This window comes from Streptomyces sp. NPDC045955 (genome assembly GCF_056430805.1).
The window spans coordinates 221,895-237,086 of sequence record NZ_JBWKKY010000012.1 but is presented as its reverse complement, the minus strand read 5'-3'; the positions used below and the strand labels follow the sequence as shown (position 1 = coordinate 237,086).

Annotated in this window: 11 protein-coding genes; 8 read left to right on the top strand and 3 right to left on the bottom strand. The window is 72.3% G+C overall.

Translation table 11 applies throughout. The features are described from left to right. The first annotated feature begins 4 nt into the window (after nt 1-4). From scy to AC07F0_RS25595, 6 genes are all read left to right on the top strand, one after another. A complete protein-coding gene (gene scy, locus AC07F0_RS25620; protein ID WP_478982149.1) occupies nt 5-3,985 on the top strand; it encodes a polarized growth protein Scy in 3,981 nt (1,326 codons plus the stop codon). A 183-nt stretch (nt 3,986-4,168) separates the two neighbouring features. Then, nucleotides 4,169-5,104 (top strand): coiled-coil domain-containing protein, encoded by a 936-nt coding sequence (locus AC07F0_RS25615; RefSeq protein WP_391088240.1) that lies wholly within the window; start codon nt 4,169-4,171, stop codon nt 5,102-5,104. 86 nt (nt 5,105-5,190) lie between these two features. Beyond that, nucleotides 5,191-6,150, top strand: coding sequence for an ABC transporter ATP-binding protein (locus AC07F0_RS25610; RefSeq protein WP_436728390.1), 960 nt, complete (start codon nt 5,191-5,193; stop codon nt 6,148-6,150). A 2-nt stretch (nt 6,151-6,152) separates the two neighbouring features. Next, a complete protein-coding gene (locus tag AC07F0_RS25605) occupies nt 6,153-6,923 on the top strand; it encodes an ABC transporter permease (RefSeq protein ID WP_478982147.1) in 771 nt (256 codons plus the stop codon). 145 nt (nt 6,924-7,068) lie between these two features. Further along, nucleotides 7,069-8,466 carry an ABC transporter ATP-binding protein gene (locus AC07F0_RS25600; RefSeq protein WP_478982146.1) on the top strand — a complete coding sequence of 466 codons (1,398 nt, stop codon included), beginning with the start codon at nt 7,069-7,071 and terminating at the stop codon, nt 8,464-8,466. Nucleotides 8,467-8,554: 88 nt separating this feature from the next. Then, the gene (locus AC07F0_RS25595) at nt 8,555-9,424 is read left to right on the top strand and encodes an ABC transporter permease (RefSeq protein WP_478982144.1); all 870 of its coding nucleotides are present in this window, start codon (nt 8,555-8,557) and stop codon (nt 9,422-9,424) included. 5 nt (nt 9,425-9,429) lie between these two features. Here AC07F0_RS25595 and AC07F0_RS25590 read toward each other — a convergent pair whose 3' ends face one another. After that, nucleotides 9,430-9,762, bottom strand: a complete 333-nt coding sequence (locus tag AC07F0_RS25590; RefSeq protein ID WP_478982142.1) for an ATP/GTP-binding protein — start codon at nt 9,760-9,762, stop codon at nt 9,430-9,432. Between the two features lie 262 nt (nt 9,763-10,024). Between AC07F0_RS25590 and AC07F0_RS25585 the strand changes: the two genes are divergently transcribed. Further along, a complete protein-coding gene (locus tag AC07F0_RS25585; RefSeq protein WP_478982140.1) occupies nt 10,025-11,053 on the top strand; it encodes an LLM class flavin-dependent oxidoreductase in 1,029 nt (342 codons plus the stop codon). An 83-nt stretch (nt 11,054-11,136) separates the two neighbouring features. Here the strand turns inward: AC07F0_RS25585 and AC07F0_RS25580 are convergent, their stop codons facing one another. Continuing rightward, nucleotides 11,137-11,529: an SCO5389 family protein gene (locus tag AC07F0_RS25580; RefSeq protein WP_010040113.1), complete on the bottom strand. Its 393-nt coding sequence runs from the start codon at nt 11,527-11,529 to the stop codon at nt 11,137-11,139. 256 nt (nt 11,530-11,785) lie between these two features. Here AC07F0_RS25580 and nucS point away from each other — a divergent pair, with 256 nt between their 5' ends. Continuing rightward, entirely contained in the window at nt 11,786-12,457 is a 672-nt protein-coding gene (gene nucS / locus AC07F0_RS25575; protein ID WP_010040116.1) for an endonuclease NucS, read from the top strand. 70 nt (nt 12,458-12,527) lie between these two features. On the opposite strand, the gene AC07F0_RS25570 is transcribed toward nucS, so the two are convergent. Then, a complete protein-coding gene (locus tag AC07F0_RS25570; RefSeq protein WP_478982138.1) occupies nt 12,528-15,020 on the bottom strand; it encodes an ATP-binding protein in 2,493 nt (830 codons plus the stop codon). Between the last annotated feature and the right edge of the window lie 172 nt (nt 15,021-15,192).

Genomic DNA, 15,192 nt, shown 5'->3' with positions numbered 1-15,192 from the left:
CGCAGTGCGGGGCTACGAGAGCCAGGAGCGAGAGCCGGCGGCTGACGTCGACCACCTCTCTCGGTTCGAAGCCGAGATGAAGCGGCTGAAGACCGAGCGGGAAAAGGCGATCCAGCACGCCGAGGACCTCGGCTACCAGGTCGAGGTGCTGCGCGCCAAGCTGCACGAGGCGCGGCGCACCATCATGTCCCGGCCCTCCTTCGACGGCGGCGACATCGGCTGGCAGGCCGAGCAGTTGCTGCGCAACGCGCAGATGCAGGCCGACCAGATCCGGGCGGACGCCGACCGTGAGCTGAGTGAGGCCCGGGCCCAGACCCAGCGGATCCTCCAGGAGCACGCCGAGCAGGCGGCCCGGCTCCAGGCGGAGCTGCACCAGGAGGCCGTGACCCGGCGCCAGCAGCTCGACCAGGAGCTGGCCGAGCGCCGCCAGACGGTCGAGTCGCACGTCAACGAGAACGTGGCGTGGGCCGAGCAGCTGCGGGCCCGCACCGAGCAGCAGGCCCGCCGGCTGCTGGAGGAGTCCCGCGCCGAGGCCGAGCAGGCCCTGGCGACCGCCCGCGCGGAGGCCGAGCGGCTGACGACCGAGGCCCGGCAGCGGCTGACGGGCGCGGCCGAGGAGGCCCGCGCGGAGGCCGAGCAGATCCTGCGGCGTGCCCGGGCGGACGCCGAGCGGCTGCTCAACGCCGCCTCCACCCAGGCCCAGGAGGCCACCGACCACGCCGAGCAGCTGCGGACGTCCACGGCCTCGGAGTCGGAGTCCGCGCGCCGCCAGGCCCAGGAGCTGAGCAAGGCCGCCGAGCAGCGGATGGCGGAGGCCGAGGAGGCGCTGCGCAAGGCGCAGGCCGAGTCGGAGAAGCTGGTCGCGGAGGCCAAGGAGGCCGCCGCCAAGGCCCTGGCGAGCGCGGAGTCCGCGAACGAGACGCGTACGCGCACCGCCAAGGAGCAGGTCGCCCGGCTGGTCGAGGAGGCCACGAAGGAGGCCGAGAACACCAAGTCCGAGGCCGAGCAGCTCGTCGCGGACGCCCGCGCCGAGGCGGAGAAGATCGTCGCGGAGGCCGCCGAGAAGGCCCGCACGCTCACGGCTGAGGAGACGGCGACCCAGCTCTCCAAGGCGGCCAAGACCGCCGAGGAGGTCCTCACCAAGGCGTCGGACGACGCCAAGAAGACCACCAAGGCCGCGGCCGAGGAGGCCGAGCGGATCCGCAGGGAGGCCGAGGCCGAGGCGGACCGGCTGCGCGCGGAGGCGCATGACATCGCCGAGCAGCTCAAGGGCGCGGCGAAGGACGACACCAAGGAGTACCGCGCCAAGACGGTCGAGCTCCAGGAGGAGGCCCGTCGGCTGCGCGGCGAGGCCGAGCAGCTGCGCTCGGACGCGGTCGAAGAGGGCGAGAAGATCCGCGCCGAGGCCCGCAAGGAGGCCGTGGCGCAGATCGAGGAGGCCGCGCGGTCCGCCGAGGAGCTGCTCGCCAAGGCGAAGGCGGACGCGGACGAGCTGCGCACGACCGCCCAGACGGACAGCGAGAGGGTCCGCACCGAGGCCATCGAGCGGGCGACGACGCTGCGCCGGCAGGCCGAGGAGACCCTTCAGCGCACCCGGCAGGAGGCCGAGCGGCACCGCGAGGAGGTCGTCGAGCAGGCCGAGGCCCTCAAGGCGGAAGCCGAGCGTGCGGCGCGGGAGCTGCACGAGGAGACCGAGCGGGCCATGGAGGCCCGCCGCGCGGAGGCCGCCCAGGAGCTGACGCGGCTCCAGACGGAGGCGGAGGAGCGGCTGGCGGCCGCCGAGCAGGCGCTGTCCGATGCCCGTGAGGAGGCCGCGCGGATCCGCCGCGAGGCCGCCGAGGAGAACGAACGGCTGCGTGCCGAGGCCGCCGAGCGGATCCGTACGCTCCAGCAGCAGGCCGAGGCGGAGGCCGAACGGCTGCGCGACGAGGCCGCGTCCGACGCGTCGGCCGCGCGCGCCGAGGGCGAGGCCGTCGCCGTCCGCCTGCGGTCGGAGGCCGCGAGCGAGGCCGAGCGGCTGAAGTCGGAGGCGCAGGAGAGCGCCGACCGGGTCCGCGCGGAGGCGCAGGCCGCCGCCGAGCGGCTGGCCACGGAGGCGTCCGAGACGCTGACCGCCGCCCAGGAGGAGGCCAACCGGCGCCGCCGGGAGGCCGAGGAACTCCTCGGCAGTGCCCGGCAGGAGGCCGACCAGGAGCGCGAGCGGGCCCGCGAGCAGAGCGAGGAGCTGCTGGCTTCCGCGCGCAAGCGCGTGGAGGAGGCGCAGACCGAGGCCGTCCGGCTGGTCGAGGAGGCCGACCGGCGTGCCACGGAGATGGTGTCGGCTGCCGAGCAGCACGCGCAGCAGGTCCGGGACTCCGTCGCGGGGCTGCACGAGCAGGCGCAGGAGGAGATCGCCGGGCTGCGCAGCGCCGCCGAGCACGCGGCGGACCGTACGCGGCGGGAGGCGCAGGAGGAGGCGGACCGGGTCCGCTCCGACGCCTACGCCGAGCGGGAGCGGGCGAGCGAGGACGCCGGCCGGCTGCGGCGCGAGGCGCACGAGGAGTCCGAGGCCGCCAAGGCGCTCGCCGAGCGGACGATGTCCGAGGCGATCGCGGAGGCGGAGCGGATCCGCGCGGACGTCGCCGAGCACGCCCAGCGGGTGCGCACGGAGGCGTCGGACGCCATCGCGGAGGCCGAGCAGAGCGCCTCGCGCACCCGGGCGGACGCCCGCGAGGACGCCAACCGCATCCGCTCGGACGCGGCGACGCAGGCGGACACCCTCATCACCGAGGCGCGCAACGAGGCGGAGCGGCTCACGACCGAGACGGTCCAGGAGACCGACCGGCTGCGGATGGAGACGGTCGCCGAGGCGGAGCGGGTCCGTACGGAAGCCGTATCCGAGGCGGAGCGGGTCCGTACGGAAGCCGTATCCGAGGCGGAGCGCCTGCGTTCCGAGGCGGCCGCGGAGGCCGAGCGGGTGCGGGCCGAGTCGGTCGCCAAGGCCGACCAGCTGGTCGGGGAGGCCACGGACGAGGCGGAGCGGCTGCGGGCCGAGGCCGCGGAGACGGTCGGCTCGGCGCAGCAGCACGCCGAGCGGGTCCGCAGCGAGGCCGAGCGCGTCAAGGCGGACGCCGAGGCGGAGGCGGAGCGGCTCGTCAACTCCGCGCGCGAGGAGGCCGACCGGACGCTGGACGAGGCCCGCAAGGACGCCAACAAGCGGCGTTCCGAGGCGGCCGAGCAGGTCGACAAGCTCATCTCGGAGACCACGGCGGAGGCCGACAAGCTGCTCACCCAGGCGCAGCAGCAGGCGCACAAGACCACCGCGGAGGCCGAGTCGCAGGCCGACACGATGGTGGGCGCGGCCCGCAAGGAGGCCGACCGGCTCGTGTCCGAGGCGACGGTCGAGGGCAACTCGCTGGTGGAGAAGGCCCGTACGGACGCCGACGAGCTGCTGGTCGGTGCGCGCCGCGACGCCACGCAGATCCGGGAGCGTGCCGAGGAGCTGCGCGACCGCATCACGGCGGAGATCGAGGAGCTGCACGAGCGGGCCCGCCGGGAGTCGGCCGAGACGATGAAGTCGGCGGGCGACCGCTGCGACGCGCTCGTCAAGGCCGCGGAGGAGCAGCTCGCCAAGGCGCAGGCGAAGGCCAAGGAGATCGTGTCGGAGGCCAACTCCGAGGCGGGCAAGGTCCGTATCGCCGCGGTGAAGAAGGCGGAGGGGCTGCTCAAGGAGGCCGAGCAGAAGAAGTCCACACTGGTCCGGGAGGCCGAGGAGCTCAAGGCCGAGGCGATCCGCGAGGCCAAGCGCACGGTCGAGGAGGGCAAGCGCGAGCTGGAGGTCCTGGTCCGCCGCCGCGAGGACATCAACGCCGAGATCTCCCGTGTCCAGGACGTCCTGGAGGCGTTGGAATCCTTCGAGGCCCCGTCCCCGGCCAAGGACAACGGAGTCAAGGCAGGCGCAACAGTCGGCGCACCCCGTTCGGGTGGCAAGTCCTCAGATAGTTAGCGAATCGGGCGAAACTGGTGTGTGCTGGAGCCTTTGGACCACGTCTTTGGCAAGCGGTCCTGGGGTCAGCCACTCAAAAGGGGTCTCATTTTGCAGACCAAACGCGCATCCGCTCGATGACACACCGTTCCGGCCCCTAGGATTCCACCTATCACCTCACCGGTCTCATTCGACAGGAACCCCATGAGCGACACTTCCCCCTACGGCTTCGAGCTTGTGCGGCGTGGATACGACCGCGCTCAGGTGGACGAACGTATTTCCAAGCTCGTCTCCGACCGTGACAGCGCTCTCGCCCGCATCACCGCTCTGGAGAAGCGCATCGAGGAGCTCCACCTCGAGACGCAGAACGCCCAGGCTCAGATCACCGACTCCGAGCCGTCGTACGCGGGTCTCGGCGCGCGGGTCGAGAAGATCCTCCGCCTCGCCGAGGAAGAGGCGAAGGACCTGCGCGAGGAGGCCCGGCGCGCGGCCGAGCAGCACCGCGAGCTCGCCGAGTCGGCGGCCCAGCAGGTGCGCAACGACGCCGAGTCGTACTCGGCGGAGCGCAAGGCCAAGGCCGAGGACGAGGGCCTGCGGATCGTCGAGAAGGCCAAGAGCGACGCCGCCCAGCTGCGTTCCGAGGCGCAGAAGGACGCGCAGTCCAAGCGCGAGGAGGCCGACGCCCTCTTCGAGGAGACCCGCGCCAAGGCCGCGCAGGCCGCCGCCGACTTCGAGACGAACCTCGCCAAGCGCCGCGAGCAGTCCGAGCGCGACCTGGCGTCCCGTCAGGCCAAGGCCGAGAAGCGCCTGGCCGAGATCGAGCACCGCGCCGAGCAGCTCCGCCTGGAGGCGGAGAAGCTGCGCACGGACGCCGAGCGCCGCGCCCGCCAGACGGTGGAGACGGCCCAGCGTCAGGCCGAGGACATCGTGGCCGACGCCAACGCCAAGGCCGACCGCATCCGTTCGGAATCCGAGCGCGAGCTCGCGGCCCTCACCAACCGCCGCGACAGCATCAACGCCCAGCTGACGAACGTCCGCGAGATGCTCGCCACGCTCACGGGCGCCGCGGTGGCCGCCGCCGGCACGCCGGCCGAGGACGAGCCGATCTCCCGTGGGGTTCCGGCCCAGCAGTCCCGGTAACGACCCGGCATACGGAGTCTGAATCTCCGCAAAGCCCTCTGCCGCTCGGGTGGCAGAGGGCTTTGTCCCGTTCTAGCGTGGCGGGCATGATTGAGCTCGAGGGGCTGACCAAGCGGTACGGCGAGAAGGTGGCGGTCAACAACCTGTCCTTCACCGTCAGACCGGGCATCGTCACCGGCTTCCTCGGGCCGAACGGCGCGGGCAAGTCCACGACCATGCGGATGATCCTGGGTCTCGACCACCCGACCGCCGGCGACGTCCGTATCGACGGCAAGCACTACCAGCAGCTCAAGGATCCGCTGACGTACATCGGCGCGCTGCTGGAGGCCAAGGCCTGGCACGGCGGGCGCAGCGCCTACAACCACCTGCTGTGCCTCGCGCAGAGCAACGGCATTCCGCGCAGCCGGGTCCGGGAGGTGCTGGAGACGGTCGGGCTGACGGCGGTCGCGAAGAAGAAGACCAAGGGCTTCTCGATGGGCATGGGGCAGCGGCTCGGCATCGCGGCCGCGCTGCTCGGTGATCCGCGGATCCTGATGTTCGACGAACCGGTCAACGGCCTCGACCCCGAGGGCATCCACTGGATCCGCACCCTGATGAAGTCCCTGGCGGCACAGGGCCGGACCGTGTTCGTCTCCTCCCATCTGATGAGCGAGATGGCGCTGACCGCCGACCACCTCGTCGTCATCGGGCAGGGGCGGCTGCTCGCGGACACCTCCATGGCCGACTTCATCGCGCGCAACTCACGGTCGTACGTCCGGGTCCGCAGCCCGCAGCGGGAGCGGCTGCTCGACGTGCTGCACCAGGCCGGGATCGTGGCCGTCGAGAGCGGTGACGGGGTGCTGGAGGTGGACGGCGGCAAAGCCGAGCACGTCGGCGAGCTGGCAGCGCAGCACGGGGTGACACTGCACGAGCTGAGTCCGCAACAGGCGTCGCTGGAGGAGGCGTTCATGCAGCTGACCGCGGAGTCGGTGGAGTACCACGCGCACAGCGGGCCGAGTCCCGAGCCACCGGGGCAGCAGTGGGGCGACGGCTGGAAGAGGGGCTGAGCATGGCGACGACGCAGGTCGTACGGTCGGAGTGGACGAAGATCCGGTCGGTGGCGTCCACGGTGTGGACCCTGTCGCTGGTGGTGGTCGTGACGGTCGCCCTCGGCATGCTGATCTCGGCCCTGTCCAGGAACGAGTTCGACTCCATGGGCGCGCAACAGCGGGCGGAGTTCGATCCGACGTTCATCAGTTTCGCGGGGATGAGCCTCGGCCAGCTCGCGATGATCGTGTTCGGTGTGCTGGTGGTGTCGAACGAGTACAGCACCGGCATGATCCGCACCTCGCTGGCCGCGGTGCCGCAGCGCGGCTCCTTCCTGTTCAGCAAGATCGCGGTGGCCGGCGGTCTCGCTCTCCTGGTCGGTCTCGTCACCAGCTTCGCCGCCTTCTTCCTGGGACAGGCGATGCTGGGTGAGCACCGGGCGGAGATCGGCGACCCGGGGGTGCTGCGGGCCGTGTTCGGCGGGGGCCTCTACATGGCCCTCATCGCGATGTTCTCGATGGGCGTCGCCGCGATGCTGCGCTCGCCGATGCTGTCGCTGGGCATCCTGATGCCGTTCTTCTTCCTGATCTCCAACATCCTGGGCAATGTCGACGCGACGAAGAAGGTCGGCCGGTTCCTGCCCGACCAGGCCGGCAGCCGGATCATGCAGGTGGTCACGCCCGTCGACGACGACGTCCCGTACGGGCCGTGGGGCGGACTCGGGATCATGGGGTTGTGGGTGCTCGCGGCGCTGGTCGGGGGGTACGTGCTGCTGAAGAAGCGCGACGCCTAGGCAGGCGCGCCCCGGGGGCTGCCGGGGGCGCGTCACGCTCTCCCCTTTACTTTCATTTGAGCGGAACCGTCAGCGCCTCGATATCCTCCTAACCCTTACGGGGGCGTGTGCCCCGCTGTCCTGAACCTTGCGATGGGTGCGGAGCATGATCGAAGCAGTCGGCCTGACGAAGCGCTACGGCGACAAGACCGCTGTGTACAACCTTTCCTTCCAGGTGCGGCCGGGGGCCGTCACGGGCTTCCTCGGACCGAACGGCTCAGGCAAGTCGACGACGATGCGGATGATCCTCGGCCTGGACAACCCGACGGCCGGGCACGTGACGATCGGCGGCTACCCGTATCGCAAGCTGCCCAACGCCCCCCGTCAGGTCGGTGCCCTGCTGGACGCCAAGGCCGTGCACGGGGGCCGGGCCGCCCGCAACCACCTGCTGTGCCTGGCCCAGCTGTCGGGCATCCCGGCCAGACGGGTGGACGAGGTGCTCGGGGTCGTCGGCCTCCAGGACGTGGCCAAGAAGCGGTCCAAGGGCTTCTCCCTCGGCATGGGACAGCGGCTGGGCATCGCTGCCGCGCTGCTCGGCGACCCGCAGGTGCTGCTGTTCGACGAGCCGGTCAACGGCCTCGACCCCGAGGGCATCCACTGGGTGCGCAACCTGATGAAGACGCTCGCGGCGGAGGGCCGTACGGTCTTCGTCTCCTCCCATCTGATGAGCGAGATGGCGCTGACCGCCGACCATCTCATCGTCATCGGCCGCGGGCAGCTCCTGGCCGACATGAGCGTGACGGCGTTCATCTCCGCGAACTCCGCCGACTTCGCACGGGTCCGTACGCCGGACACCGAGCCCCAGCAGCGCGAGAAGCTGTCGGCCGCGCTCACCGAGTCGGGCGGGCACGTGCTGCCCGAGCAGGACGGCGCACTGCGCGTGACCGGACTGCCGCTCCCCCGCATCAGCGACATCGCGCACGACCACGACGTCCGGCTGTGGGAACTGTCCCCGCACCAGGCCTCGCTGGAGGAGGCGTACATGCGGATGACGCAGGGCGCCGTCGACTACCGCTCGACCATCGACCAGAAGGAAGGCCTGCAGCAGCCGCTGCCGCCCGGGGCACAGCCCCCGATGCCGGTCCCCGGCCAGGGCCAGCCCGGCTGGTACGCCCCGCCGCCGCCCCAGCCGGGCGCACACCCGTTCCCGACGCCGCCGCAGGGAGCACCTGGGGCCCCGGGAGCCCCCGGCCCCACTGCCGCCTCCGGCCCGGGAACCCCGAACCCGTACGCCCAGCCGGCGCAGCCCGCAGTGCAGATGCCGCCGATGCCCGCGCAGGGCGCACCGCAGGCGTCACAGCCCTCCGGCCAGACGCCGCCCCAAGCCCCGGCCATACCCGCCGCGCAGGCACCGCAGGCGAGCGCCGGGCCCGCGCAGCCCGCAGGCCGGGCACCGCAGGGCAGCCCCGAGGCCCCGGCAGGGCCCGCGGCCCAGGCGGGCGCGCCCACGCCGTCGGCCTCCGCACCGGCCCCCGACCTGACCAAGCCGGAGGACCCCCGATGAGCAGCCCCGCGGCATCACCGGCCCCCGCCACGTACACCGCGCCGGTCTCCTGCCCGGCCTCCGACCTGACCAAGCCCGAGGACCCCCGATGAGCAGCCCTCAGCCTCAGATGCCGCCGGCCGCGCCCACCTGGGAGGCGGCGCCCGGTTCTTCGTACTCCGGTTACACCTCGCCGATTCCGGTCGTGCGGACGCACCTCGGGAATGCCATCGCCTCGGAGTGGACGAAGATCAGGTCGGTGCGCTCCACGATGTGGACGCTCGGCGTGTTCGTCCTGCTCGTCATCGGCATCGGCACGCTGACCGGCGTGGTGGTGGCGAACTCCGACCCGGCCCTGTCCGGTGAGAGCCCGCTGGGCCTGGGCTTCTTCGGCCTGCTGCTCGGCAGCATGTGCATCATCACGCTGGGGGTGCTGACCACGGCCTCGGAGTACGGCACGGGCATGGTCCGCACCACGATGGTCGCGTGCCCGAGCCGGGGCCGGGTGCTCGCGGCGAAGGGCATCGTGTTCTTCCTGGTCGCGTTCGTGGTGACGCTGGTGTCCGCGTCCCTCGTCGCCTTCCTGCACGTGGCCATGCTGGAGGGCGAGGGCTCCAAGGACCCGTCCGGCGGGGAGTGGCTGAGGGGTACGGTCGGCATCTCCGCGTACGTCGCGCTGCTGGGCCTGCTCTCGCTCGCCGTCGGCTCGATCATCCGGCACTCGGCGGGCGCCATCACCATCATGATCGGCGCCGTGCTCGCCCCGCTGGTGATCGCGCTGTTCATGTTCTCGCAGTCCCTTGAGGACCTGCGCCAGGCCCTGTTCGAGTACTCCATCCCGAACCAGCTCAGCGTCTTCTACTCCAACTCCCTGAGCGAGTCGGGTCCGTCCGGCTGGGATCCGCTGTGGATCATCCTCGGCGCGACGGCCGTCGTGTTCGCCGCCGCCTTCGCACTGCTGGAGAAGCGGGACGTCTGAGTCCCTCAGAACCTCGGCGCGTTACGGGACCGCTGCACCCCGGGGGTGCGGCGGTCCCGCGCGTTCCAGCAGGCCTTGTGCCAGTGCCGACGGTCGTCGACGCCTGTGTGCTCGGACCAGGCCACCACGTGGGGCACACCGTCCGGGATCAGCTGGTCGCAGCCGGGACAGCGGTAGGACTTGCCCTGCGCGCTCGCGCCGGCCACATGCCGCACGCTCCAGTTCTCGCCCTGCCAGTTCTCCGAGGACTGCCAGCTGCCGTAACGGCCGGGGCGGTCGTCCTCGGCGCTCCGGCCGGACGTAGCGGCGCCCTTGGGTCGGTTTCGACGCGGGGACACGGGACACCTCTCGGGGCTATACAGGACACGGGATGTGTCCAGCCTACGCGGCGCGGACGGGGGTACACGTACGCCACCAATCGTCGCAAGTCCCTCGCCGGGCGGGGCGGGCCCCCGCCGGGGTCTCTCCCCGGGCTCCCGCGGAACGGCCCATTCTGCAGACAATCCGCAAATTGCCCCGACCAGCCGTGTCCTCGGCACGTGTCAGACGGTTATGCCCTGTGGGGGAGCTCCGTGTCGGAGCCAAGGAAGCAGGAAAGCAATGCGCGTTGGAAGTTTCGTGTTGGCGGCCCAGTTCCCCGGTCAGGGCGAGGGAGAGGCGCTGCATCGCGCGGTCCGCTCGGCCGAGGTGGCCGAGGAGGCCGGGCTCGACACGGTCTGGCTGGCCGAGCACCACTTCGTGCCGTACGGCACGTGCCCGTCGGCCATCACCCTGGCCGCCTTACTGCTCGGCCGCACCCGCCGCATCCGGGTCGGTACGGCGGTCAGCGTGCTGCCCACCGCCCACCCCGTGGCCCTCGGCGAACAGGCCGCGCTGCTGCACCACACGAGCGACGGCCGTTTCACGCTCGGCGTCGGGCGTGGCGGCCCGTGGGTCGACCTGGAGGTGTTCGGCGCGGGCCTGGAGGCGTACGAGAAGGGGTTCCCAGAGTCCCTGGACGTCCTGGTGCGCTGGCTGCGCGACGCGTCCGTGGCGGCCGACGGGGAGCGCTTCCGCTTCCGTGAAGTCCCGGTGGTTCCCCGGCCGTCGGAGGCCCTGACCGCGGCCGAGGGCCCCGAGCTGGTCGTCGCGTGCACGTCCCCGGCGAGCGTGCGACTGGCGGCCGAGCGCGGACTGTCGATGCTCCTCGGAATGCACGTGGGGGACGAGGAGAAGGCCGAGATGGTCGCCCTGTGGCGACAGCACGCGCGGGCGTGCGGCCGGCCGGCGGAGGAGATCCACCGCGCGTCCCACGTGTCGGCGGGCGTCTGCCAGATCGCGGACCGGCGGGTCGACGCGGCGGAGACGCTGCTGAAGGCGATGCCGGGCTGGCTGAAGCAGGGCCTGGAGGCGCATGTCACGGTCGACGGGCGCACGCGCCGGATGCGCGACCCGCTGGCGTACACCGAACTGCTCTGCGGGCTGCACCCGGTGGGCACCCCGCGACTGTGCGCCGACCGGCTGGCGGCGACCAGCGAGCGGACCGGCATCTCCCGCTTCGCCCTGCTCGTCGAGGGCTCCGGGGACCTGGCGGCGACGGAGGAGAACGTGCGGCGGCTGGGGGCCGAGGTGCTCCCCCAACTCGCCTGACGGCGCGGTGGGATCCTGGGGCTTGCCGCTCCGGTACTGAACCGCACCTCCCGCGTACGGAGCGGCAAGCAGACGGCGCCGCGTCAGCAGTCCCGGAACTCGGGCGACTGGTTGAGCACCTGGCTGCGGACCGACGTGAAGCGGCCCAGCGTCTCGTCGACCGAGGAGTCAAGCGGGAACACGGCCACCCGGTGGCAGTTCTGGAAGGCCAGTCGCACACCGAAGTGCCGCTGCAGCGCGCCGCGTATCGCGTCACTCGCAAGCGCACGCAGCAACTGACCGCGTGCCTGCTCGTCCGGCGGAGGCGTCTGGTTGTCGGCGAACGCACCGCCGTCCACCTTCAGCTGGGCCACCAGGGAGCTGATCATCTCCCACGCGTAGGGCAGGGAGGTCCGGACGCAGTCGACGAATTCCGCTTCGTCGACCTCGCCTCGCTCGGCCTGTTCGAGTAGGGCCGGTGAGACGTCGAGCGACATGAGTTCTCCTCTCGCACCCCCGCCCGGCGGGCAGGGGTTGCCGGACAGATAAGGGAGTTCGCGATACCGGACACGCTGCGTACACACATCGCGACCTCCCGCTCATACCGTAAGCAACCGACGGTGACGGCACCAGGAGAATGCGCAGATGAGACACTCTCAATGAACACACCCTGCACACAATCGGCCAATACCGAACACGTGTTTTCCAGGGCGAATCGCGTCGACACCCGCCTGTCGAGTAGCGTTGCCGACCATGCGTCTCGTCATTGCCCGCTGCTCCGTGGACTACGCCGGGCGGCTCACCGCCCACCTTCCCTCGGCCCCGCGCCTGATCCTGGTGAAGGCGGACGGCAGCGTCTCGATCCACGCCGACGACCGGGCCTACAAGCCCCTGAACTGGATGTCGCCGCCCTGCACGCTGAAGGAGGGCACCGGCGAGGACGAGGGCGTCTGGACCGTCGTCAACAAGGCGGGCGAGAAGCTCATCATCACGATGGAGGAAGTCCTCCACGACTCCTCGCACGAACTGGGCGTCGATCCCGGTCTGATCAAGGACGGCGTGGAAGCGCACCTCCAGGAACTGCTCGCCGACCGCATCGAGACACTCGGCGACGGCTACACCCTCATCCGCCGCGAGTACCCGACGGCCATCGGGCCGGTCGACATCCTGTGCCGGGACGCCGACGGCAAGACCGTCGCGGTGGAGATCAAGCGGCGCGGTGAGATCGACGGCGTGGAGCAGCTGACGCGTTATCTGGAGCTGCTGAACCGCGATCCCCATCTCGCCCCGGTCCGCGGCATCTTCGCCGCCCAGGAGATCAAGCCCCAGGCCCGCGTCCTCGCGACCGACCGCGGCATCGGCTGCCAGGTGCTCGACTACGACGCGCTGCGGGGCATCGAGGACGACAAGCTACGGCTCTTCTGACACACCGCGCGTACACGACCAACAGGGCCGGGTCCGGGCAACGGACCCGGCCCCGCTGTCTGTACGGCTGTCAGATCACCGGGTCGGGGCTGCTCTGCGACGCGCTCGCCGTGGTACTCGTGGGAGCGCTCGGCGCCGGGCCGCTGGCCGTGTCGGAGGTGGACGGCTGCGAGGTCGGCGCCTCGGACGTCGGCGGCTGGGAAGTGGGCGGCTGAGACGTGGGCGGCTGCGTGGTCGGCGGCTTGGAGGTCGTCGGCGGCTTCGACGTCGTGGGGGGCTTGGACGTCGTCGGCGGCCTGGACGTGGCCGGCGGCTTGGAGGTCGTCGGCGGCTTCGACGTCGGCCCGGAGTCGCTGGGGCTCGGTGAACCACTGGGACTGCCCGTCGGCGTCGGATCGTCCGGGGTGCCCGGCGTGCCGTCCGGACCCGGGTCGGTCGGGCGGCTCGTCGCCGCGCCCGAGTCGCCGTTGCTGTCGTTCGCCGGCCGGTCGGCGCCCAGGCTGCCGTCGTCGACCCCCTGGCTGGCCGAGGGGTTGACGCCGACCTGGTCGGACGGCGGGTTCGCCTCCTTGTCGGATGTGGCGCCGAGGGTCACCACCGTGCCGAGCACGGCGACGAGCAGGGCACCGGCTCCGGCGGCGACGAGGTTGCGCCGGGCCAGGCCCTTGAGTCCGCCCCGGGCCTTGTGCGAGGGCGCGGGCGGGCCCTGACGGGTGACCAGGGTCGGCGAGGGCGGCTGCTGGAGGGTCGGGAAGGCCGCCGGCACCCCACCGGCCGGGGACGGCGACTCCTCGTACCGGGCGTCGGGCACCTCCTCCCCCGCGGTCGGTCCGAGTCCGATCGGCGTGCCCGAGCGGTCGGCGACCAGGGCGAGGGCCCGACGCCCGGCGACGGTGCCGCGCTTGTCGGAGAGGGAACCGCGCAGGCCGATCGAGGTCTCCAGTTCGGCCCGGGCCCGGTCGAGCTGTCCGCCGCACAGGGCGAGGATGCCGAGCTCGTGGTGGAAGTAGGCCTGTTCGGCGACGTCGTCGGCGAGCCGGGCGGCCTCGGCGCCGATGTGCAGGGCGCGTTCCCAGGCGCCCCAGTGCAGTCCGGCGGCGAACGCCGGCGCGGCGGTGCGCGCCAGGTGCACGGCCGGGCTCTCCTCGCCCTCGGCGGCCGGGCCGGTGCGCGGCCCGAGCACGGCCAGGGCGGCGAGGAGGGCGTCGGCCTCGGCGCACACGCGTTCCGGGGTGACCGAGGGGTGACCGGCCCACCAGGAGTAGTGCTGGGCGGCGCTGCGGGCACCGGCCTCGGCCTCGTCGGCGTAGCCGGCGGCCTCCAGCTGGGTCAGGACACCGGCGGCGAGCCGGTACCGGGAGCCGACCGGGGAGACCAGGCCGCAGGAGGCCAGTTCGCCGAGGGCGGCGTCCGCGTGGGTGTCGCCGACCAGGGCGGGCAGATGCGCCTGGTGGGGCACCTCGCCGCCGAGGGCGACGGCGAACCGCAGGGTGGCGCGCGCGGAGGCGCTCAGCCGGGAGGCGAGCAGCGGCGCGGGCGCGGCGGCCTCGCCGAGCGAGGGCAGCGGTACGTCGTCCCCGTCGGCGTCGTACGCGTCGGAGGCGTCGGCCGGGGGTGCGTCCTCGAAGACGCCGAACGCGTCGACGGCGCTGGTCCCGGCGCGCAGCCGGTCGCGCTGCCGCAGCAGGGCGCCGGCCTGCACGAAGCGCAGCGGCAGGCCCTCGGACTCGAACCAGAGGTCGCCCGCCCAGTTGGACTCCTCGTCGGTGAGGGACCGTCCGACGGCGTGTTCCAGCAGGTCGAGGCCGGCGGCGCGCTCCAGGCCGCCGAGGAGGACCTCCTCGACGCCGGAGTCGGCGGAAGGGGCCGGCACGTCCGGCGTGACGCCGAGCAGGAAGGCGCACTCGGGGGTGGCCTCCAGCAACTCGTCGAGCGCGGCGCCGCCGAACTCCAGGTCGTCGACGACGACGACCGCGCCGATCTCCCGGACAAAGGTGAGCAGTTCGTCCCGTTCCGGGCGGTGCAGGGGGGCGTTGTACACCGCGTAGAAGAGGTCGTACAGCAGGTCGCCGGAGCTGCGGCCGAAGCCGTTCAGGCGGACGACGCCGTCGGGGGCGAGGTCGGCACAGTCCTCGCTCACGAGGTCGAGGAGGCGGGTGCGGCCGCAGCCGGCGGGGCCGGTGAGGCGGACCGAGCGGCCGCGGGCGAGCAGGCGCACCAGTCGCTCGCGTTCGTCCTGGCGGGCCAGCAGCGGCAGGCTGGGCTGCGCGGGGCCGGGCGGGACGGGCGGCCGGGCCGCGCGCTCGGCCTCGGCGCGCTCCGCCGCCGTGAGCTTCACGGGCCGGGCGGGCCGTTCGGCGGGCGGGCAGGCTTCTATCTCGCTGCCGTCGACGGGGTTGACGGTCAGCAGGAAGTCGCCGGAGACGAGCTGCACCGTGCGGGCGAGCGCGGGCGCGTGCTGACTGAAGTCGGGTGTGAGGGATTCCCTGGGCGGGCGCTGGCGCGGCGACTCAGTGTCGCCGTCGTGGCCGTACTCCTCGGGTCCCCGGCTGTTCGGGTCCATAGGTCAAAGCCCCCCAAAAGCGTGTGTGTGCTCTGAAAAGCCCCTCCCGGCCTTGCTGCACACCGCGCTGTCGCTTCTGGTCCGGGCCCGCAGATAGGGTTTCAAGGCAGCGGGCAGCCGAACCCTAAACCTTCGCACAGTATCTACGACAGTCCGGGGTACCGCGCCGTCC